A 20,201-nucleotide genomic window follows, 5' to 3' on the forward strand; every position below is an offset into this window, starting at 1 on the left:
AGGCGCGAACACCTTGGATGCGCGTGACAGGAACTTGGGGGCCATATGGAAGAGACAACACGGATGCCCGAAATATCGCCGGCATCCTGGGACAGCCGATGTAAGAGGCTGAGGCGCATCGGCCTACTTTTCAGCATCGTCGGATGGATCCTCATCGCGGGCTTCTGCCTGGCCACGTACCGGGCCATCGATCTGTGGTTCCCCCTGCTCACGGGAAGGGTGGGCCCCGGCCATCCCAGCTACGCCGAGTTCCAGGCGTCGAAGGATATTGCGCTGATCGTCTGGCTCGGAATATTCGTCCTGGTGGGTGTAAATCAGGCCGTTGGGCGGCGCTGGCTGGCAAAAGTGACGCTGGCGCTGGGGCGGCGGCCCGCGGCGAACAGCCCCGTTGTCCGGGAGCTGAAGCCCGAACAGGAAGCGTGAGCTACCCGACGGCAGCGCCCGGGGAACACCGGCCGTCCCGCCGTCGTTGTGCCAGAGGCAGCCCATCCCGTTCTGCCTCAACCAAAGGACACCCCTTGACCCAACGCACCATTGTGATCACCGGCGCCAGCGACGGCATCGGCGCGGCAGCCGCGCGGACACTGACGCAGGCAGGCGACCGGGTGGTCGTCGTCGGCCGTTCCGAGGAGAAAACGCAGGCCATCGCGAAGGAACTCAACGCCGACTACTTCGTCAGCGACTTCGCCGAGCTGGACCAGGTCCGCACCCTCGCCGCGCAGCTCCGGGACGACTACGAACGTATCGACGTCCTGGCCAACAACGCCGGCGGCATCATGGGAAAGCGCCAGCTCACCGTGGACGGTAACGAATCCACCTTCCAGATCAACCACCTGGCGCCCTTCCTGCTCACCACCGAGCTGATGGACGTCCTCACTGCCAGCAACGCCAAGGTCATCAACACTGCCAGCGCGGCCAACGGCTTCGGCAAAATGGACCTTTTCGACCTCAAGTCGGAGCACACCTACTCCACCAACCGCGCCTACGGCACCGCCAAACTCGCCAACATCCTCTTCACGTCCGAGCTCCACCGCCGCTTCGGCGAGCAGGGAATCACGACGGCGGCGTTCCACCCCGGCGTGGTCCGCACCAACTTCGCGGCGGAGTCCACCAGCCCTATGCGGCACGCCTACAAGACGCTGCTCAACCGCTTTATGCTCACCCCGGACCAGGGCGCCGACACCCTGCTTTGGCTCATCAACGGCACCGCCGGGACCGACTGGATCTCCGGCGCCTACTACGCCAAGCGCGCACTGGCCAAGGCCAACGCCCAGGCGTACGACGCCGAGCTGGCACAGGGTTTGTGGGAGGCCAGCGAGGCACTCGTCGCAGCCTGAGTTTCCAACCGCCGGCGGGTCACCCGAGGTAACAAGTGTGCAATATGAACAAGTTCGCATGATTTTAGCGAGCGTAATTCGGTGATTGTGCTAATTTCTCTCTGTTGACGCGCATATCTTCGGTACCCGGGACGGGACAGGGGAGTGCGCCCGCACACCTGCCGACCATGCCTCCTGGAGACGCCCGTGGAAACCCCATCACCCCTGACGATCGACGCGACGCCCGACGCGACGCCCGACTCGAAGCCCGCCGGACCTCCGCCGGCCCAACCCGGACTCCGCAGATCCATGGGCACCAGGCACCTGGTGATGATCGCCATGGGCGGCGTCATCGGATCCGGCCTGTTCCTCAGCTCGGGCTACACCATTTCCCAGGCCGGTCCGCTGGGCGCGGTGCTCGCCTATCTGGTGGGCGCGTTTGTGGTGTACCTGGTGATGGCATGCCTGGGTGAGCTGGCAATCGCCTATCCGGTTTCCGGCGCGTTCCACATCTACGCCGCCCGCTCCATCGGGCCTGCCACCGGATTCGCCACCGCCTGGCTGTACTGGCTCTGCTGGGCAGTGGCCATCGGCTCCGAATTCACCGCGTCCGGGCTGCTTATGCAGCGCTGGTTCCCGGACGTTGACGTGTGGATCTGGTGCCTGGTTTTCGCGGCAGTGCTTTTCGCCTTTAACGCGGTGTCCGCCAAGTTCTTCGGCGAATCCGAATTCTGGTTCGCCATCGTCAAGGTGGGCGCCATCATCGGCCTGATCGTCCTCGGCAGCGCCGCGCTGTTCGGCTTCCGTCCGCTCAGCGACGGCGGCAGCCACCCGTTCCTCTTCGAGAACTTCAACACGGCCGGCGGGCTCTTCCCCAACGGCTTCACCGGCGTGCTGGTCACCGTGCTCGCTGTCTTCTATGCCTTCTCCGGGTCGGAACTGATCGGCGTGGCAGCGGGCGAAACCAAGGACCCCGCCACCAGTATCCCCAAAGCCATGCGCACCACAGTGATCCGGCTGCTGATCTTCTTCGTCGGCGCCATCGCCGTCATCGCAGCCACCATCCCCTACAACGACGTGGGCCTGGACGAGAGCCCCTTCGTTACGGTCTTCTCCGCCATCGGGATCCCGTTCGCAGCGGACATCATGAACTTCGTCATCATCACAGCCCTGCTCTCCGCCGGCAACAGCGGCCTCTTCTCCTGCGCCAGAATGCTCTACTCCCTGGCCGATGAGGGCCACGCGCCCCAGGCCTTCAAGCGCCTCACCCGCCGGGGCATCCCGCTGATCGCCCTGTCGGTGAGTATGGTGGGCGGCATTGCGTCCCTCATCAGCAGCGTGGTGGCCCCGGAAACGGTGTACCTGGTGCTCGTGTCCGTGGCCGGATTCGCCGTGGTGGGCGTGTGGATGTCCATCACGGCCTCGCACTTCTTCCACCGGCGCGCCTTTGTGCGTGGCGGCGGCGACGTCTCGGCACTGGCCTACAAGGCCCCGCTGTTCCCGCTGGTGCCCATCCTGGCGTTCAGCATGTGCGTCATCTCGCTCGTGGGCATCGCCCTGGACCCCAACCAGGTGGCCGCCCTCTACTTCGGCATCCCGTTCGTTGCCGCCTGCTACGCCTACTTCTACTTCCGGCACGGCCGGAAACGGCCGACGACGGCAGTCCAGTAACCAGTTCAGGTCACCGCTGACAACGCGCCCTGCAGCCGTGGAAGAATGGGGCGGGCACCGGCAGTGAGGGGTAATACGCGTGGATTCGTCCGCTGAAGCGTCATCATTGGCGCAAGGGCTCCGGGTTGTCCGGCTGGTGGTTGACCGGGAGAAACGCGGGCGGCAGCTGCTGGGCGTTTCCCAGCTGTCGGCCGAGCTGGAGATGGACCAGAGCCGGGTGTCCCGGCTGACGCAGGAACTGTGCGAGCTGGGCCTGTTGGAGCGGGTGGACCGGGGACCGTTCCGGACCGGGCCCCGGTACTTCGGCGTTGCCGCCTCACTCAACACGGGCTGGGTGCGCGAAGCCAAGTCCGAACTCGAGTCCTTGGTTTCGTCCCGGGGGCTGCGGGCGCGGCTCTCCGTCCGGGACGGTTTCCGGGCCATCTTGCTGCGCGCCTCCAGCAACGATGCCGGCCTGGGCAGTTTCGTTGCGCCCGGCATGGTGACACCGGTGTGGTGCACCGGCGCCGGCAGGGCTTTGCTCTGCGACCATGGCCGGCCCGCCCTGGACGAGTTGCTGCGCGAGGTGAACTTCATCGGGGTGGGAGGCCCCGGCGCCGCGCACTCCATCGATGAGGTCCGGGAGCTGATGGTCCGTGACCTGTCACGCGGCTACATCACCGCGGACGAGGAATTTGAGCACGACATCCTGGAGCTCGCCGTCCCGGTCCGCGACGCCGGCGGCAACGTCCTGGCCGCCCTCAGTGTGCTGGGACCCCGGGCCGAAGTGGGCCATGATGCTGGCGGCATTGCCGCTGCCCTGCACGATGCCGCGGACCGCCTGGGCGCACTCCCCAAGTGATGGCGCGCAAAGGAATGGCGACGGCGGCCCTGGCAGTGACCGGCATCTTGCTGGCCGGATGCGCCGCCCCCGGTGTCGCGCGGCCGGGAGGCACGACACCGGCAGACACCCGTTTGGAAGCCTCCGGCACTACGACGACAGGACCTGACGTGACCATGGAGTCCCCTGCCCCCGGCGACGCAAGCAGCCTGGCGGCAGCGCTTTTTGCACCGCTGGACCTCAGCCTTCCGGCGAGTGCCGACGGCATTGCGGTGGACCAGACTCCGCTTGAGCCTTTTGCCGTTGCTTCCCTGACGAGTTTCACGGCCAACACTGAGGAGATGAAGTCCATCTGTGTGTCGGCGGGTTCGATGGTGGCCCCCAATGCGGAGATCGTTGCCCCGGACGCGAAGGTGCTGCGCGGCGTCGGGATTGAGCCGGGTTCCACCCTGTGTTCCAAAGACACAGACTCAGGACGGGGGCCGGCATTCCGGGTAGTCATCCCGCCGAAAGACCCGGGAAAGATCCACGTGGCGATCTACCAGCTCCCCGCTGGGCGCTGACGAACTCGCCGGCATGCCTTGAGTGACCACCGCGGAGCCGTGGGGTCGCCGTAATACTCGGGAAAAATCGGGCGGAAATCGCTCCGCCGATGATCCGTTCGGCCAGCGGCGTTGAGCCGCCGGCTGCTTTCCTAGGGCAGGTAGGCAAGCCTGGCTTCAAGCCAACGTCCCTGCTCCATCAGCGCCGTCGCGAACTCGGTCCGGCGCGGCTCCAGGCGGGCCTTGGTCCCCACGATCTGCAGCGCCGCCGCCACGTCCCCTTTGAAATCCCGGACGGGGGCGGCCAGCGGATAGAGCCCGGGCTCCGCTTCCTGATCCACCAATGAGTAACCACGCACCCTCGCCGCAGCCAGCCGCACGAGGAAATCGCCGACGTCGGACGGGGTATTGGGGCCGTGCCGTACAAAATCCACGTCAGCGAAAACGGTTCGCACTTCCGCTTCCGACGACTCCCACAGAACAGCCTGGCCGGCGTCACTGCAGTACGCGGGGTAGGGCCTTCCCAGCCATGAGCCCACCAGGTTGCTGCTGGCCGGAACGCTTTCGCCGATGGTTACGGTGCTCGCGCCGTGCAGCACGCCCAAGAAGCACCCCTCGTCGGTGCCGCGGGCCAGCCGGTCCAGTGCCACGGCGCCGTCGGTGTGCAGCCGCTGCGTTGTCAGCTGCTGGGCATCGGTCAGGATGGACCAATCCAGGGTGTACGTTCGCTCGCCGGTCCGGCCGAGGAAACCTTCCTGTTCACCGGTGCGGAGGTTCCGGGACACCTGGCTGCGGTCTTTGTCCAGGTCCGCAGCGATCCCCGCCACGGTCCCACCCGGAAGTCCGGCCTCATGCCGTGCACCCAGAGCCAGGATGGCCAGCATGCCGCGGCCCATGCTGGAGGTTTTCGACATAGGCCAGAGTCTAATGGAGCTGTCCGATCCAGGTAGGTCACAGTTCGCTATGCTCTTTAACAGCATCTTCAATTGCTTATGATGAACAAGCGGCGCCCGTCCTGCCACCGACCTCCGGAGTTCTTGCCATGCCCAGCAACACCACGCTGTCCCGCCTGCTTGATGCCGGAGCGCACCTGACCGCGGACGGCGCCCTCGCCACCGAACTTGAGGCGCGAGGCTGCAGCCTGGATGACCCGTTATGGTCCGCCAAGGTCCTGCTGGAGCAGCCGCAGCTGATCCGTGACGTGCACCGGGACTACTTCGAGGCCGGCGCCAACGTGGCCACCACCGCCAGCTACCAGGCCACCCCGCTGGGGTTCGCCCGGCGGGGGCTTTCCGAGGACGCGGCACTGGACCTGGTCAGGCTCTCGGTCCGGCTGGCGGACGACGCGCGGCGCGAACACTTGGCCGTCCATCCTCAGGCCGGGCCGCTGCTGATCGCCGGCTCCGTGGGCCCGTATGGCGCCTACCTCGCGGACGGTTCGGAATACCGCGGGGACTACGTCCTGGACGCCGAGGCGTTCAAGGATTTCCACCGCCCCCGCATCGCGGCACTGGTGGAGGCCGGAGCCGACTTCCTGGCTTGCGAGACGCTGCCGTCCTTCGCCGAAGCAGAGGCGCTGCTGGCACTGACCGTGGAGCTCGACGTCGAATCCTGGTGCTCCTTCTCGCTGCGGGACGGCGCGCACATCAGCGACGGCACTCCGTTGGCTGCGGTTGCGGAGCTTTGCGGGTCCGAGCCGCGGGTTGTGGCCATGGGCGTGAACTGCGTTCCGCTGCACCTGGTCCCGGCCGCCCTGACCGCCCTCCGCAAGGCGGGATCCAAGGCGCTGGTCACATATCCGAACTCCGGCGAAAACTACGACGCCGCCACCAAGACGTGGGCACCCTCATCAGAGAGTGCCGCTGAGCCGGTCAGGTCCCGGCCCGATGGCCTTGCAGCCGGAGCCGGTGCCTGGCGGGACCTCGGCGCCCGCATCATCGGAGGCTGCTGCCGCACCACGCCCCGGGACATTGCCGCGCTGGCCGACTCCCTGGCTGCCGACTAACCTGTGAATGTCAGCGGTAAATGGCGGTCTTTTTACGGCGCTAAATGTCGCTCTGCTGGTCCTTAAGTGCTCGTGACCGTCTGTAGAAGGTTGTTCGGGACATTCCGAGATCTCGGGCAACCTGCGCTGCAGGCTCGCCAGCTTTGACCAATGGTGATGGTTGCATCCGCGTGTGGTGCGCATGGCTCCCTCCTGCTCTTCAGAGAACCGATCACCGCCCTCATGGGCATCGGAATCATCGTCATCATCGCCGGCGTCCTCCTCATCGAACTCGGCGCGACTCACTAGCCAGAACCACAGACACCCCGGTGGCCCAGAGAAGGAGTCGGCGTCCGCGGGCGGGATCGCCTATCGGATCAGCTGGTCACTTGTCGGACTAGAACACGATCGAGTCGAAGACGGCGCGCGCCTCTCTCATCAGCTCCGGATTGATCGATTCGTCGATATGGCCCACCGCGACGACAGCCCGCTTGCCGTTCACGTCGACCACCCGGTAGGTTTCGCGTTCGCCCCGAGTCGAGTACCAGCGTGAGCAGGCTTGTGTATGTTCTGAGTAAATGCATAACTTGCTGCCATCGCAGGCGTTCATGTCCACGTTGCCCTCGACGAAGTGGTCGAACTCGAAGCCGGAGTAATTGCCCATTATGACGTTGACGGGAGGGGTGCTTGCCGTTGACGACTGAGCCGCCATCGCGTCAACGAAGGCCTCGGCCGACGGACCGTCATCGGCAAGGGCGCCTCTCCAGGTGCATGCGTCCTTCGCCACATAATTGACAGGCAAAAGAGTTATGTAGACGGCCCATTCAGCCGGATGATCCGGGTCGTCCTTGCCCAGGCTTCCGCCGTCGAGAGCAAACCAGCCGTCTGGGACGGTGATCTCGAAAGGTTCCGTGTAGCCGGCGACGGGGACGAAGTACTTGCCGGCTACGATGTCTCCAGTCTCCGGCAGCGGTGGGACCGTGCGGGTGCCACTTCGGTCCGGCAGTGGCGGGGTCGTGCGGGTCTCAGTAGTCGGAGAACTGGTGGACGGGAGGGGGACGTTATCGGGCTCATACTGGCACCCGCAGAGACATGCAATCAGGGCGGCAGTCACCAAGGGCAAGAGATGGCGCGACCGCTGACCGGCCTTTTCGAGCTGTGTCACAGAACTCATTGATCCACCAGCCGCTACAAGGTGCTGTGAGGCCCCGCAGCCGGGTGGCCCCGCGGGCGGCCCGCGATGGGGTGCCGTCGCCTCAAGTCTCCTCCGGCACAGAACTCGTGACAATGTACGGAGATCAGTTTCGACTCACGCAATCCCCCGAAATGCCGGGAGCGCCCTGTAGCAGTGCTGAGGAAACGCCAAATTTGAGGCAGCTACGTAGCGCTATCTGTCGTTTTGACGCCCCAAAGCGACTGATGGCGCTACTTGGTTGGGCCAGACACTATGGGCGCTCAGGCCGTGCCCGCTCTACGTCGGCGGCGCTGTCCGACTGACCCCGAGCGCTGAGACCTGCAACCACGCCGTCCACGTCCGCCGCTGACCGGTTCTGGCTCAGTTTGGTCTTCGCCTCGATCCGGGTGATAACCAGTTCGAGGCCCACGATGGCGCGCAGCTGGCCCGAGATGTAGCGTTCCGGGGCATCGTCCACGCTCCAGGGGTGCTCGAAATCCGCTTCGTGGATGCCGGTGAGCCGCCTGACCTGGCCGGCGATCCACTCCGGGTCGTCGTGGATCACGAGATGGCCGTACACGTGCGCCGTCGAGTAGTTCCAGGTGGGGACCACGCGTCCGTGCTCGGCCTTGGACGCGTACCAGGACGGCGAAATGTAGGCGTCCGCGCCCTGGATGATCATCAGGGACTCTCCCTTGGCCGGTTCGGACCATATTGGGTTGTTCCTGGCGACATGCGTGTGCAGGGCGCCGTGTTCGCCCACCGATGGGTCGTACACGAACGGCAGTAGCGTGGCGAGCATGCCTCCTGTTGTCAGGGTGACCAGGTTCGCTGCGCCGGGCCTGGTCAGCAGTTCCTGGATGGCGTCGGGGCTGGCTTCAAAATGGGCTGGTGTGTACATGGTGCTAGTCCTTTACGGGTTCGAGGTGCTTTGTGGCGTGAGTTACGGCAGCTTGCAGAACGGCGGGCTGGACGGGTGCCGGCTTGAGCCGGACGCGGACCGCGGCGCCCGCGCAGAGGATGACGGCCAGGCCGCCCACGATAGTGCTCCATGTCAGCGATTCACCGAGCAGGAGGCCCGCCCAGCAGATGCTCAGTACCGGCTGGACAAGCTGGATCTGGCTGACCTGGGCTATGGGGCCGATGGCCAGGCCGCGGTACCAGGCGAAGAAGCCGAGGAACATGCTGACCACGCCGAGGTACGCAAAGGCCAGCCACTGCACCGGTGTGCCCGACGGCGGCTGCTGGGCCACGGACACCGCCACCAGGAACACCATCAGCGGTGACGCCAGCACCAGCGCCCAGGACACGGTCTGCCAGGCGCCCAGCTCACGGGCCAGCAGGCCACCCTCTGCGTAGCCGATGGCCGCGGCCACCACTGCGCCGAGAAGCAGCAGATCGGCCGAGTGCAGCTGCCCGAATCCGCCGGACTGCATGGAGGCGAAAGCGATTGCCGCCAGCGCCCCCACTCCGGTGATGAGCCAGAACGCCAGGCGTGGACGCTCGCGCCCCCGAAGAACTGCAGCCACTGCCGTAGCGGCGGGCAACAGGGCGATCACCACTGCGCCGTGACTGGCCGGAGTGGTGGTGAGCGCGAAGGACGTCAGCAGGGGAAACCCGACCACAATGCCGCCGGCCACCACGGCGAGGCGGGCCCACTGCGTGCCGCGGGGGAGCCGCTGCCGGGTGAGGGCGAGGGCGAAGGCGGCGAGGATGGCGGCCACCACTGCACGGCCTGACCCGATGAACAGCGGGGACAGGGACTCGACGGCCACCTTCGTGAACGGAACCGTGAACGAGAACGCCGCTACTCCGAGGAGACCCCACCAGAGTCCGGTGGACTGGTGGGACGGTATCACTGGCGGTAAAAGTGTAGTAGCGCTACTATTGTCTCTCATGAATAACGATAGCAGTTCCCGAATTGTGGCGCACCTGAAGAATTGGATTTCCTCGGCCGCGCCCGGTGCGAAGCTGCCGTCCACGCGGTCGCTGGTGGCCGAGTACCAGGCCGGTCCCGTGACGGTGCAGAAGGCCCTGCAGACGCTCACGGCCCAGGGGCTGATCGAGAGCCGGCCCGGTGTCGGGACCTTTGTGCGCGCCGTCCGGAGCGCCAGGCCCTCGGACTACGGCTGGCAGACGGCGGCCCTCCGTTCTCCGCTGGCACCGCCGCCCCCGGCCTCCAGCACCATGCGCAGCGTGGCCAACGATGCCATCTCCTTCCACTCCGGCTACCCGGACCGTGAACTCTTGCCGGAGCGGCTGGTGCGGGCCGCCTTGGCCCGGGCAGCCCGCGGCGACGCCGCCCTGTCCCGTCCGCCCGCGGCCGGAATGCCCGAACTGCAATCGTGGTTCGCGCACGAACTCGGTGCCTCCACGCCAGCCGGGACCACCCCGCCGAACCCGAGTGACGTCGTCGTACTTCCCGGAAGCCAAAGCGGGCTCAGCTCCATCTTCACCGCGCTCGCGGGCCGCGGGCAGCCCCTGCTGATGGAATCGCCGTCCTATTGGGGTGCCATCCTGGCGGCCGCGCAGGGTGGCGTGCGTGTTGTCCCGGTGCCCAGCGGACCGGACGGCCCGGACCCGGCGGAGCTGGCCCGCGCCTTTGACGAGTCCGGCGCACGGCTGTTCTACGCGCAGCCCAACTACGCCAACCCCACCGGTGCGCAGTGGTCGGCTGAACGGCGCGAACAGGTCCTGGACGTGGTGCGCGCAAAGGGGGCGTTCCTTGTGGAGGACGACTGGGCGCACGATTTCGGCATCACCTCCAACCCCGTGCCTGTCGCCTCCCGCGACGACTCCGGCCACGTGGTCTACCTGCGCTCGCTGACCAAGAGTGTCTCGCCGTCCATCCGCGTCGCCGCGGTCATCGCCCGCGGCCCGGCGCGGGAGCGTATCCTGGCGGACCGGGCGGCCGAATCGATGTATGTCAGCGGGCTGCTCCAGGCTGCAGCGCTCGACGTCGTGACGCAGCCCGGGTGGCAGACGCACCTTCGCAGCCTCCGCCACCAGCTCGAGTCGCGCCGGGACCTGTTGGTCAGCAGCCTGCGCCAGCACGCCCCGCAGGCGCACATCGAGCAGGTGCCCAAGGGCGGCCTGAACCTGTGGGCGCGGCTGCCCGACGGGACGGACCTGGAGCGGCTGACCCGCGACTGCGAAACCGCCGGGGTGATCATCGCCGGCGGAAACGAGTGGTTCCCGGCCGAACCGGCAGGCCCGTTCATCCGGCTCAACTACTCGGGGACGAATCCGGGCGCATTCCCGGAGGGCGCCCGGATTATTGGCCAGTGCATAGAGCGGAACGGGGACTGACGGGAGTGGCGGTCCCTACTCGCCCAGCAGCCCGTAGGTACTGACGACGTTGCCCTTTGTGGTCCGGTACTGGTCCTTCAAGCCGAGCCGCGTCACGGGGTCGCCGTCCTCGAACAGCTTCCGGCCGCTGCCGGCCACCACTGGGTGGGTGATCAGGGTCAGCTCATCCAGCAGACCGGCAAACAGCAATTGGCGAACCACGGAAATGCTGCCGGTGACGGCGATCTCGCCGCCGTCGCGCTCTTTCAGGCCAGCCACGAATTCTTCCAACGGTCCCTCGATCAGGTGGGAGTTCTGCCACTCGAGCGGCTCCGTCAGCGTCCGGGAGGCCACGAATTTCTCCACCGGGTTAATGAAGCCCGCGAAGTCATCGTCCGCCGATGCTGTTGGCCAGTAGCCGGCCCACTCCTGGTAGCTCACCCGGCCAAGCACCACGGTGTCCACACGTTCGATCATGCGGGTCAGGCCCTTGCCGAGGCCGTCGTCGAAGCTGTCGAATTGCCAGAGGAACGGGTCTGAGACGACGCCGTCAACGGAGTGGAACAGGCCGGACGTGACTTTGCGCATGGGGTCCTCCAAGGTCAGGGGCAGTTGGCATCCACGCTATTGGCTGTGCCCTCAGTAGGGAACCCCTGCCCGTGGTTAAGCCTGTCGAAACCTGGCCGCAGTTACGTTCGTCACCACTCCTGCGTGTTGCACAAATCCACGGTCCGGCAGCCGCATACTGGTGTTCATGCGGCCTCTCACCGCACCCCGGCCAGGCAGGAGGAAAATGCATGGAAACCCTGAAGAAGATCGTACGCAACCAGTACTTCCCCGCGGCCGCGGTGCTGACGGCAGTGTTGCTGTTCTGGATCATCGCCATGTTCGGCGGGCTCTCGCTGCTGAACAACAACCAGCCGCCCATGGCTACCTTGACGTGGATGCTGTTCGTCTACGCCGCGGCAGTCCTGACACCGCTGGCCGGCATCCTGGCCGGTGTGGACCTGGTCCGCCGCTGGCGACGCAACCGCATGTACGCGTTGGTTGAGCTGGAGCACGATTGGAACGCCGAGCACGACGCCGCGGAGGACGAAACGGCGCAGGACAACTCGGCACCGGCATCGGCGCAGCCCGTTGCGCCCGAAGCCCCAAGGCAGTCCGCCCCGAAGCAGCCCGCACAGCACCACCCGGTAACCCAGCAGCAGCCCGTCAAGCGCCATCCGGTGCAGCAGCAGCCCGGCAAACAGCAGCAGCCCGGCAACAACCAGCCAGGTAAGCCGCAGCCGGCTCAAACCAAGCAGCGCAAAAAAGCCGCATAGCCACCGGCCAATCCAGGTCAGGCCCAAACGCTACAGTGCCAGCTCCACCCGGTTCCGGCCGGCCGCCTTGGCCGCGTAGAGGGCGGCGTCGGCTTCGCCCAGGAGCGTGTCGGCGTCGGCCCGGTGCTGGGCGCTGAACGCGGAAATGCCGGCGCTTAGCGTCAGCTGGCCCAGCGGATCCCCGGAGTGGGCAATCTCCAGCTCGCGCACACTGTCCAGCGCCCGTTCCACAAAGGATTTGGCGTTCAGCTGCGACTGGTTCGGCAGCACCAGCAGGAACTCCTCGCCGCCGTACCGGTACACGCCGTCGCTCTTCCGCGCCGCGCCCACCAGTGCCTTCGCCACGGCCCGAAGTGCAAGATCGCCCGCCTGGTGCCCGTAGATGTCGTTGTAGCTCTTGAAGTTGTCCACGTCGCACATGGCCACGCAGTACCCCTCCGTGTACCGCTGGCTGCGCGCATGCAGCTGCTCGAGATCCTCGGAGAGCTTGAGCCGGTTGTGCAGGCCGGTGAGCGGATCGGTCCGCGCCTGCTGCGACAGCACCTTCCGGTAATGGGCCAGGTCCGCGTGCAGCGTGGTCACCCGGAGCGCCACCAGCAGCCGCGCATGCAGGACGAACGGGTCCAGCGGCTTGGTGACGTAGTCGTCAGCCCCGGCTTCGAGTCCGGCGAGCACATCGTCCCTGGATCCCTGCGACGTCAGCAGCACGATATACGTGTACAGGTCAGCCTCGCGTGCCCGGATGGCCCGGCACAATGCCAGTCCATCCATCCCGGGCATCATCCAGTCCGTGACCACAACATCGGGCTGGTGTTCCAGATACAGGGCCCACGCCTCGTCGCCGTCGGCTGCCGTGAGGCAGTCGTGGCCGGAACGTTCGACGGCGGCGCGTGCCACCAGGAGCGAGCCCGGATCGTCATCTGCCACGAGGACTTTCACTGTGCCACCGCCAGCGCTAGATCGAGTTCAAAGTCCGCCCGCACCAGCTCAGCTTCCAGCCGGCTGACCAGCTGCGGGCCGCCGTCGAGCGCTCCACTGCGTCCTAGGTCTTCCAGTTCGCCGCAGAGGCTTGCGACGGCGGTGGCGCCGATGTTGGCCGCCGCACCCTTCAGTGCGTGCGCCGCCTGAGCCAGGGCCGGTCCGCCGCCTGCGGCCACCGCTTCGCGCAACGCCGCGAGACGTCCGGGAACGTCCTTCCGGAAGGCTTCCGTTGTTGCGGGAAGCAATCCCAGGCCGTCCTCCGGGCCGAGGCCACGCAACATGGCGAGCCGGTCCGCGTCCAGCGCCGGCGCACCTCCACCGGTGACAGCCAGCAGCTGAGGCGCCTCAAGCTGGCGAGCGTCGTCCAGCCGAGTAGCCTCCAGCTCTTCCGGCGAAGAGAGCGGCGCCTGTTCGGGGACCCATCGGGCGAGGGCCGCTTCAAGTTCGGCGGCGTCCACCGGCTTGGAGAGGTAATCGTCCATGCCTGAGGCGAGGCAGCGTTCCCGGTCCCCGTCCAGGGCGCCGGCGGTCATAGCGATGATGGGAAGATGGCTGGCCCCGTCGCGCCGCCGGATGACGCGGGTGGCCTCGAACCCGTCCATCACCGGCATGTGGCAGTCCATCAGAACGGCGGCGTACCGGGTGCTGGCGGTGGCGGCCACGGCCTCGGCGCCATCGGCCACCACGTCCACCGCGTAGCCGAACTTGGTCACCGTGGCCCTGGCCACCAGCTGGTTCACTTCATTGTCCTCCACCACCAGGATGCGGCCCCGTGACGGCTCAGGGGGCCTCCCCTCAAGGGAAAGCCCGGCAGAGGAGCCGGCGAACGACTCAGACGACTCAGCCGACAGGTCAGCATCGGAAGGCCGGCCAACCGCGGAAAACGCCGGGGCATGGTGTTCACTCGTGGACATCAGCCGGACCAGCCGGTTGTAGAACTCGGAGCTGCGGACCGGTTTCATGAGCCATTCGCGGACTCCGGCGCTGGCGATCTCGGCGGCGTTGACCTGCATGGTGGACGTGAGCATGATCAGTTCGATGTCCGCCAGCGCGGCGTCGGCCTTGAGTTCGCGGGCCAGCTCCAGGCCATCGGTATCAGGCATGCAGAGGTCCAGCACCGCCAGGTGGAAAGGCACTCCGTCTGCTGCGGCTTCGTGGGCGCGGGCCAGCGCGGCGCGGGCATCCGGCACCGCCTCCGGTTGCAGCTTCCAGCCGCGCAGCTGGGACTCCAGCACCAGGCGGTTGGTGGCGTTGTCGTCCACCACCAGGACGCGCAGCCCGGTGAGGAAACCGGCGGCCGGCACAGGATCCATGGACGGCGGGGCCACCGGCACGGGGATGCGGAACCAGAATGTGCTGCCCTCGCCCGGAGCGCTGTCCACGCCGATCTCGCCATCCATGGCCTCAGTGAGCCGGCTGCAGATGGCCAGGCCCAGTCCGGTGCCGCCGTAGCGCCGTGTGGTGGAAGCATCCGCCTGGGAGAAGGATTCGAACAGCCGCGCGTGGTGCGCAGGGTCGATGCCGATGCCGGTATCGCGGACCTCGAAGGAGAGCATGGCGGTGGACCCGGGCTTCGCGTCCGGCGTACCGGTGGTCACGCGGATGGAAACTTCCCCGGCCGCCGTGAACTTCACGGCGTTGGACGCGAGATTCAGCAGGATCTGGCGGATCCGGCCAGAATCACCGTGCAGCCTGGCCGGAACGTCCGGTTCGCAGTAGGCGATCAGCTCCAGGCTCTTGGCCTGCGCGGGCTCGGTCAGCAGGCCCGCCACTTCCTCCACGAGGACGCGGGGATCGAAGGCGCGGATATCCAGGTCAACCTTGCCGGCTTCCAGTTTGGAGAAGTCCAGGATGTCGTTGATGAGGGACAGCAGCGCCTCACCGGCGCCCTTAACGCCCTGGGCGTACTGCTTCTGCGTCTGGTCCAGCGACGTCTCCAGCAGCAGTGCGGTCAGCCCCACCACACCGTTCATGGGGGTGCGGATCTCGTGGCTCATGGTGGCCAGGAACTCGGACTTGAGCCTGCTGGATTCCAAAGCTGCTTCCCGCGCCGCTTTCAGCTCCTGCTCGGCGGCCCGGCGCAGGGTAATGTCCCGGGCGATGGTGGCCAACCCGGTGAGCCGGCCGGTCTCGTCCCGGATGGGGGAGACGGTCATCGATACAGGAATGGCGGCGCCGTCCTTCGTCAGGTGCTCCATCTCGAAGCTCATCGCTTGGCCGCTGGCGCGGAGCTGGTCGAACACCTCGGCGGCAGCGGCGATACTGCCCGGCGCCAGCAGGAACCGCGCGTCGCGGCCAATCGCTTCCTCGGCCGTGTAGCCGTACTGATGCTGCGCTCCCGGGTTCCAGCTGGTGATGACGCCCTCCGGCGTGGTGCTCAGGATGGCGTCCGAGGAGGAGTTGACGATCGCGCCGAGTCCCTCCAGCTCCGCCGTCCGGGCAGCCACCTCCTGCTCCAGCCCGGTGGTGAGGGTGAGGTTTTCGATGATGATCAGCACCTGGCGGACCAGGATGAGGGCCACAGTGATCCTGGCCACCGCCAGCAGGAAGGCGCTCATCTCGCTGACGTGCGGCTGGGCGATCATCATGATGGCCACCAAGATCGGCGCGTAGGGGAGCAGTTCAAGGGCCAGCGCAAACGCCTTACGGTCCGGCCGGGGGTTCTCCGCGTAGGGGAGCAGCGGTGCCAGCGCAATCAGGAGGAAGGCGCCGATCCAGCCCAATGCGAGCGGGGACCCGGTGACGCCGGTGACGCCGTCGAACGTCAGCCTCACATAGGTGCTGTCCGTGATGGTCAGGACCAGCAGGCCGCCGCCGAAACAGAGCCACGGCAGCCGTTCGCCGGGCTGGCGGCGCATCCCCAGGACCAGCACCAGCGACGTGATGACCACGTCCACCACGGGGTAGCCCATGGACGTGAGCCGGGTCAGGAGGTCGCCTTCGGCGCTGAACGCCGGGCCCAGCGCCGTATACCAGCTGATCACCAGGACTGCGCCGGCGATCACCGCCGCGTCCAATGCGGTCCGGGCCAGCCCCACCCGGGTGGTGCCGCCGGGCCGCTTGAAGCTGAAAAGCGCTATGGCGGCCGGCACCGAATACGCGAGGAACAGGGCATCGGCCAGGGAGGGGAACGGGTAGACGTGGTTGTTGGCGAGGCCGAAGTAGGTCCAGACGAGCTGCCCGGCCGCCCATACGTAGGCGGCCGCCGACATCAGGGTCCAGGCCCGGGCGTTCACCCCGCCGTGCCAGGCGGCGTGGGCGCAGCTGCGGCCCGCCAGGATGGCAGCTATAAGGATGGCGAAATCACCCGCGACGACGGCGGCGGGCGTGCCGCTGTTGGCGACAAAATACAGTCCAAGTACGCCCAGCACCACAGCACCAAGCACGATCAGCCAACCCAGCCTGGCCGTGCTCCTGCTGATGGCGGGACGTTTCTCCAGAAAACCGGTCTGAGACACGCGGATCCCTCCCCATAGGCGCGCCCGTCACCCACAAAAAACCGAGACCTGGGCCCGCCCGAGACCTGGGCAGAGACGCATCCCTATGATATCCCTCACAACTCAAGAAGGGCCGTACTTCGCGTCCACATGAACTACCTGCCGGCCCGCGCGCTGCAGCAGGCTTGCCGCCACCCCGGAGCGGTATCCGGTGGCGCAGTGCACCCACACCGTGCCGGCCGGAATTTCGGCCATCCGCTGCAGCAGCTCATGCAGCGGGATGTTCACCGCCCCAGCGAGGTGGCCGGCGTCGTACTCATCTGTCCGGCGGACATCCAGTACTACGTCCCCGGGCCCGCGTCCGTACAGCATTTCGGCCCAGTTGACACGCGGATAATGCACGACGGCGGTGCCCGGGGCGAGTGCCGACGGTTCCGTTCCGAGGGCGGCATCGGGGGAGTCGATGCCGATCCGGGACAGGTCCCGGATGGCCTTTTCGACGTCCTCTACTGATCCCACCAGAGTGAGCTGCTGGTTCCAGGGCAGGACCCACCCCAGGTAAGCGGTGAAACTGGAGCCGCGGCCGTACTCGAAACTCACCGAGCCCTGCAGATGGCTGCTGGCGAAGGCCACCCGGTGGCGCAGGTCCACCACCCATTCGCCGTCCGCGAGCCGGCGGCTGAGTTCCGCCGGCTCCACGGATTCCGGCACGGTGAGGTCCGCCGGCTCCGGCCCCGTCCGGTTCGCGGGGGCCATGTGTGCGTAGTAGGACGGGTAGGCGGTCAGGTTGTTGATGAGCTCCCGGACAAAGTGGTCCTCACTGGCGTCGGTGAACGCGTGGTTGGTTTCCTGCTGTTCGGCAATGGTGGAGGCGTGGACGCTCGACGCCGGCCCGGATGAACAGAACGAACCGAACCCGTGTGTGGGGTAGAGGGCAGCGTCCGGCTTGGCCTCGGCGGCCAGGCTGCGGACCGAGGAGTACTGGGCGTGGGTGAGCCGTTCCGTGTCCTCGTCGCTGACCAGGTCCGTCCTGCCCACCGACCCGTACAGCAGGCTGCCGCCCGAGAACACGGCCTGCTGCCCGCCGTCGCTGACCACATAGCTGAGGTGGTGGTGGGTGTGGCCGGGAGTGGCCACGGCCTTCACGGTAAGCCGGCCCACCTGGACCGTCCCGCCGTCGGCCATTGGTGTGCGTTCAAACCCGACGTCTTCGCTTGCGCTGACAAGATACTCGGCACCGTGCGAGCGGGCGAGGATGAGCCCGCCGGTGAGGTAGTCGTTGTGCAGGTGGGTATCGGCAACGTGTGTGATCCGCACGTTGGCCTCCGCGGCCGCGGCCTCCACCCGGTCCGTGTCCCGCTGCGGATCGATGACCAGGGCCACCTCGCCGTCGTGGACCAGGTAGCTGCGGTCCCCGAGCGGCCGTGTTTCGATGACAACGACGTCCATAGGTTCATTGTCCTCGCGCAGTGGGATGCATGTTCAGCTCAGCCGGTCTTTGGCCGCCGGGCCGCCAGGGCTGCCAGCGCGTCTTCGGCCTGCCGGCCGGCTAGCTCCAACCGGTGGCCGGACTCCGGCAGCGAGAACAGGTACCCCTGCAACGAGTCGCAGTCCAGAGCTGTGAGGTAGTCAGCCTGCACCGCCGTTTCGACGCCCTCGGCGGTGACGGTCAGGCCCAGGCTGTGGGCCATGTTGATCATGGAGCTGAGGATGGGCAGCCGTTCCCGACCTGTCCGCACCATGGACACAAAGGTGCGGTCGATTTTCACGGTGTCCACCGGCAGGTCCTGCAGCCGTCCCAGCGACGAATAGCCTGTGCCGAAGTCATCCAGGGCCACCCGAACGCCTGCCTCCCGCAGGCTGCTGAGCTGGCGAATCAGGCCGCTGTCGGGGTCGAAAAACACGCTTTCGGTGACTTCCAGGACCAGCTGGTACGCGCCCACGCCACAAGCCGCTGCCAGGTGAAGGACACCGTCGGCAAAATTCGGTTCCTGCAGCTGCATGCCGGACACGTTCACCGCGAGCGACCGCGATGGGTCCTCGCACAGCCACGGCGCCAGCTGCACCAGGCTGAGCCCCATCACTTCGTTGCCGATTTCGCCGATCAGGCCGCTGCGCTCCGCCATCGGGATAAAATCCGACGGCGGGATCCGCTCGCCGTAGTGGTCCCACCGGGCCAGGGCCTCGAACTGGACCGTTTGCCCGGTCCGCGGGGAGACAATCGGCTGGAAGGCCACGGAGATCTCGCCCCGGGTGACCGCGAGCTGCAGTCCCGCTTCCATCTCCGTGCGCTGCACCAGGGCAGTCATCATGTCCGGATGGAAGCGCAGGAAGCGGTTCTTTCCGGCAGCCTTGGCCGCATACATGGCGATGTCCGCCTCGCGAAGCAATTCGGAGGCGACCATTGGCTCCTTGCCAATGGAGGCGAGCCCCAGGCTGAGGCTCGGCCGCAGCAACGTGCCGTTGATGGTCACGGGCACGTGCAGGCAGCGGACGATGCACGCTGCTATGGCATCGGCGTCGGGGCAGGCCGTCAGCAGCACCACAAACTCGTCGCCGCCGAGGCGGGCCACCACGTCCGCGGTGGGCACGCAGCCGCGGAGCCGGCGTCCCACTTCCATCAGCATGTCATCGCCTGCCTGGTGGCCAAGGATGTCGTTGACTTCCTTGAAATCGTCCAGGTCAATAAGCAGGACATCCACAGTCTTAAGGCGTGGCTCGGCGAGAGCCGCTGTGAGGGACTGGTTGAACACCGCCCGGTTGGCCAGCCCGGTGAGCGGATCCTGGAAAGCCAGGGCCCGCAGCTGTTCCGCCTGGGCCGCCAAATCAGTCATGGCCTGCTCGGCTTACTCCTGCGCCAGCCTGCGCGGCGTGACATCGCGGAAGCTCCACACCCGGCCCGCGATCCTCTCGCCCACCCGTTGGGGCCGGGAATACCGTTCGAAGGTTCTGCCATCCTTGAAGTCCAGCACGTCGTGGCTTTCGGCCCCCGGGTTTTCCGCAACCTCTGCGAGCCGGGCCAAAAAGGCCTCCGGATCCGCAACCTGGGAGACGATGAGGCGCATGATGGGGTCTTCAGTCTCGCCGTCCAGTAACTCGGGCGGAATGCCCCACATTTTCAGGAACTGGTCATTGGATCCGGCAATACTGCCATCGGAGCTGATCACCAGGATGCCGTCCGCCGTGGATTCGAGGGTGGCCGTCAGCAGCGACATGGCCTCGCGGAGGTCGGCGTCAGCTCCTTTGCGGTGTTCGGTGCTCCGGACTGAGACCAGCAAAACCTGCGAACCGCCGTGCTCCAGCAGCGAGCCTGCCACCTCGGCAGCGAACTCTGTGCCGTCCCGATGCAGTCCGAAGATTTCCCGCGGCGGTTGCGGTTCATCCGGCTTCGCCTGCAGGTGCTCGTGAAGCAGCCGCGTTTCATTCCGGAAGCCGTCTGAGAGGAGCCGCCAGTGGTCGCTTCCGATCAGCTGATCGCGTGTGTAGCCGAACAGCCTGCTGGCTTGCGCGTTGGCCATTTTGATGGTGCCGTCCGCGTTGACGGCCAGAAGCGCATCCGGGCTGGCATCAAGAAACGCGCCGAAACTCCGCGCCCCCAGATCCTTGTCCTGCCGCCTGGAACCCCCCATGCGCTACCACCCCCACGCACATCATAAAGTGCCCGTT

General features: G+C 66.7%; 19 protein-coding genes and 1 pseudogene. 9 read left to right on the forward strand and 11 right to left on the reverse strand.

Annotated elements, in window-relative coordinates; translation table 11 throughout:
* Positions 1-45: 45 nt before the first annotated feature.
* The 5 genes from ACZY1F_RS05475 (at position 46) to ACZY1F_RS05495 (ending at position 4,370) form a co-directional block, all read left to right on the forward strand.
* A complete protein-coding gene (locus ACZY1F_RS05475; protein ID WP_463940694.1) occupies positions 46-423 on the forward strand; it encodes a hypothetical protein in 378 nt (125 codons plus the stop codon).
* A 95-nt stretch (positions 424-518) separates the two neighbouring features.
* Positions 519-1,337 carry an SDR family NAD(P)-dependent oxidoreductase gene (locus tag ACZY1F_RS05480; protein WP_463940695.1) on the forward strand — a complete coding sequence of 273 codons (819 nt, stop codon included), beginning with the start codon at positions 519-521 and terminating at the stop codon, positions 1,335-1,337.
* 186 nt (positions 1,338-1,523) lie between these two features.
* Complete coding sequence (locus ACZY1F_RS05485) at positions 1,524-2,987, forward strand: amino acid permease (RefSeq protein ID WP_463940696.1); 1,464 nt, start codon at positions 1,524-1,526, stop codon at positions 2,985-2,987.
* 79 nt (positions 2,988-3,066) lie between these two features.
* The gene (locus ACZY1F_RS05490; protein WP_463940697.1) at positions 3,067-3,828 is read left to right on the forward strand and encodes an IclR family transcriptional regulator; all 762 of its coding nucleotides are present in this window, start codon (positions 3,067-3,069) and stop codon (positions 3,826-3,828) included.
* The gene (locus ACZY1F_RS05495; protein WP_463940698.1) at positions 3,825-4,370 is read left to right on the forward strand and encodes a hypothetical protein; all 546 of its coding nucleotides are present in this window, start codon (positions 3,825-3,827) and stop codon (positions 4,368-4,370) included. The genes ACZY1F_RS05490 and ACZY1F_RS05495 overlap by 4 nt, the downstream gene beginning before the upstream one ends.
* A 131-nt stretch (positions 4,371-4,501) precedes the next feature.
* Here ACZY1F_RS05495 and ACZY1F_RS05500 read toward each other — a convergent pair whose 3' ends face one another.
* Positions 4,502-5,263, reverse strand: coding sequence for an IclR family transcriptional regulator (locus ACZY1F_RS05500; protein WP_463940699.1), 762 nt, complete (start codon positions 5,261-5,263; stop codon positions 4,502-4,504).
* Positions 5,264-5,391: 128 nt separating this feature from the next.
* Between ACZY1F_RS05500 and mmuM the strand changes: the two genes are divergently transcribed.
* The gene (mmuM, locus tag ACZY1F_RS05505) at positions 5,392-6,354 is read left to right on the forward strand and encodes a homocysteine S-methyltransferase (protein ID WP_463940700.1); all 963 of its coding nucleotides are present in this window, start codon (positions 5,392-5,394) and stop codon (positions 6,352-6,354) included.
* Between the two features lie 40 nt (positions 6,355-6,394).
* Here mmuM and ACZY1F_RS05510 read toward each other — a convergent pair.
* Positions 6,395-6,505 (reverse strand): annotated as a pseudogene (locus ACZY1F_RS05510) (helix-turn-helix domain-containing protein); the annotation flags it as partial.
* On the opposite strand from ACZY1F_RS05510, the gene ACZY1F_RS05515 reads away from it, so the two are divergent.
* Entirely contained in the window at positions 6,505-6,642 is a 138-nt protein-coding gene (locus ACZY1F_RS05515) for a hypothetical protein (protein WP_463940701.1), read from the forward strand. The pseudogene ACZY1F_RS05510 and the gene ACZY1F_RS05515 overlap by 1 nt on opposite strands.
* Positions 6,643-6,730: 88 nt before the next feature.
* Here ACZY1F_RS05515 and ACZY1F_RS05520 read toward each other — a convergent pair whose 3' ends face one another.
* The 3 genes from ACZY1F_RS05520 to ACZY1F_RS05530 all read right to left on the reverse strand — a co-directional run bounded on the left by ACZY1F_RS05520 (position 6,731) and on the right by ACZY1F_RS05530 (position 9,405).
* Positions 6,731-7,507 carry a hypothetical protein gene (locus ACZY1F_RS05520; RefSeq protein WP_463940702.1) on the reverse strand — a complete coding sequence of 259 codons (777 nt, stop codon included), beginning with the start codon at positions 7,505-7,507 and terminating at the stop codon, positions 6,731-6,733.
* Between the two features lie 271 nt (positions 7,508-7,778).
* The gene (locus tag ACZY1F_RS05525) at positions 7,779-8,408 is read right to left on the reverse strand and encodes an FMN-binding negative transcriptional regulator (RefSeq protein WP_463940703.1); all 630 of its coding nucleotides are present in this window, start codon (positions 8,406-8,408) and stop codon (positions 7,779-7,781) included.
* Positions 8,409-8,412: 4 nt separating this feature from the next.
* Positions 8,413-9,405, reverse strand: a complete 993-nt coding sequence (locus ACZY1F_RS05530; RefSeq protein WP_463940704.1) for a DMT family transporter — start codon at positions 9,403-9,405, stop codon at positions 8,413-8,415.
* On the opposite strand from ACZY1F_RS05530, the gene ACZY1F_RS05535 reads away from it, so the two are divergent.
* Positions 9,404-10,816: an aminotransferase-like domain-containing protein gene (locus ACZY1F_RS05535; RefSeq protein WP_463940705.1), complete on the forward strand. Its 1,413-nt coding sequence runs from the start codon at positions 9,404-9,406 to the stop codon at positions 10,814-10,816. The two genes, ACZY1F_RS05530 and ACZY1F_RS05535, sit on opposite strands and share 2 nt — an antisense overlap.
* A 15-nt stretch (positions 10,817-10,831) precedes the next feature.
* Here the strand turns inward: ACZY1F_RS05535 and ACZY1F_RS05540 are convergent, their stop codons facing one another.
* On the reverse strand, positions 10,832-11,383 hold the full coding sequence (locus ACZY1F_RS05540; protein ID WP_463940706.1) for a dihydrofolate reductase family protein: 552 nt from the start codon (positions 11,381-11,383) through the stop codon (positions 10,832-10,834).
* A gap of 209 nt (positions 11,384-11,592) precedes the next feature.
* Here ACZY1F_RS05540 and ACZY1F_RS05545 point away from each other — a divergent pair, with 209 nt between their 5' ends.
* Complete coding sequence (locus ACZY1F_RS05545) at positions 11,593-12,117, forward strand: hypothetical protein (RefSeq protein WP_463940707.1); 525 nt, start codon at positions 11,593-11,595, stop codon at positions 12,115-12,117.
* Between the two features lie 30 nt (positions 12,118-12,147).
* Here the strand turns inward: ACZY1F_RS05545 and ACZY1F_RS05550 are convergent, their stop codons facing one another.
* From ACZY1F_RS05550 to ACZY1F_RS05570, 5 genes are all read right to left on the reverse strand, one after another.
* Positions 12,148-13,056 (reverse strand): GGDEF domain-containing protein, encoded by a 909-nt coding sequence (locus ACZY1F_RS05550; RefSeq protein ID WP_463940708.1) that lies wholly within the window; start codon positions 13,054-13,056, stop codon positions 12,148-12,150.
* Entirely contained in the window at positions 13,053-16,556 is a 3,504-nt protein-coding gene (locus ACZY1F_RS05555; RefSeq protein WP_463940709.1) for a PAS domain-containing hybrid sensor histidine kinase/response regulator, read from the reverse strand. The genes ACZY1F_RS05550 and ACZY1F_RS05555 overlap by 4 nt, the downstream gene beginning before the upstream one ends.
* A 102-nt stretch (positions 16,557-16,658) precedes the next feature.
* Positions 16,659-17,984, reverse strand: a complete 1,326-nt coding sequence (locus tag ACZY1F_RS05560; protein WP_463940710.1) for a rhodanese-like domain-containing protein — start codon at positions 17,982-17,984, stop codon at positions 16,659-16,661.
* A gap of 38 nt (positions 17,985-18,022) precedes the next feature.
* Positions 18,023-19,369, reverse strand: a complete 1,347-nt coding sequence (locus tag ACZY1F_RS05565; RefSeq protein ID WP_463940712.1) for a putative bifunctional diguanylate cyclase/phosphodiesterase — start codon at positions 19,367-19,369, stop codon at positions 18,023-18,025.
* Positions 19,370-19,381: 12 nt separating this feature from the next.
* On the reverse strand, positions 19,382-20,164 hold the full coding sequence (locus tag ACZY1F_RS05570; RefSeq protein WP_463940713.1) for a PAS domain-containing protein: 783 nt from the start codon (positions 20,162-20,164) through the stop codon (positions 19,382-19,384).
* Positions 20,165-20,201 lie beyond the last annotated feature (37 nt).

It is taken from the genome of Pseudarthrobacter xylosi, assembly GCF_055412765.1.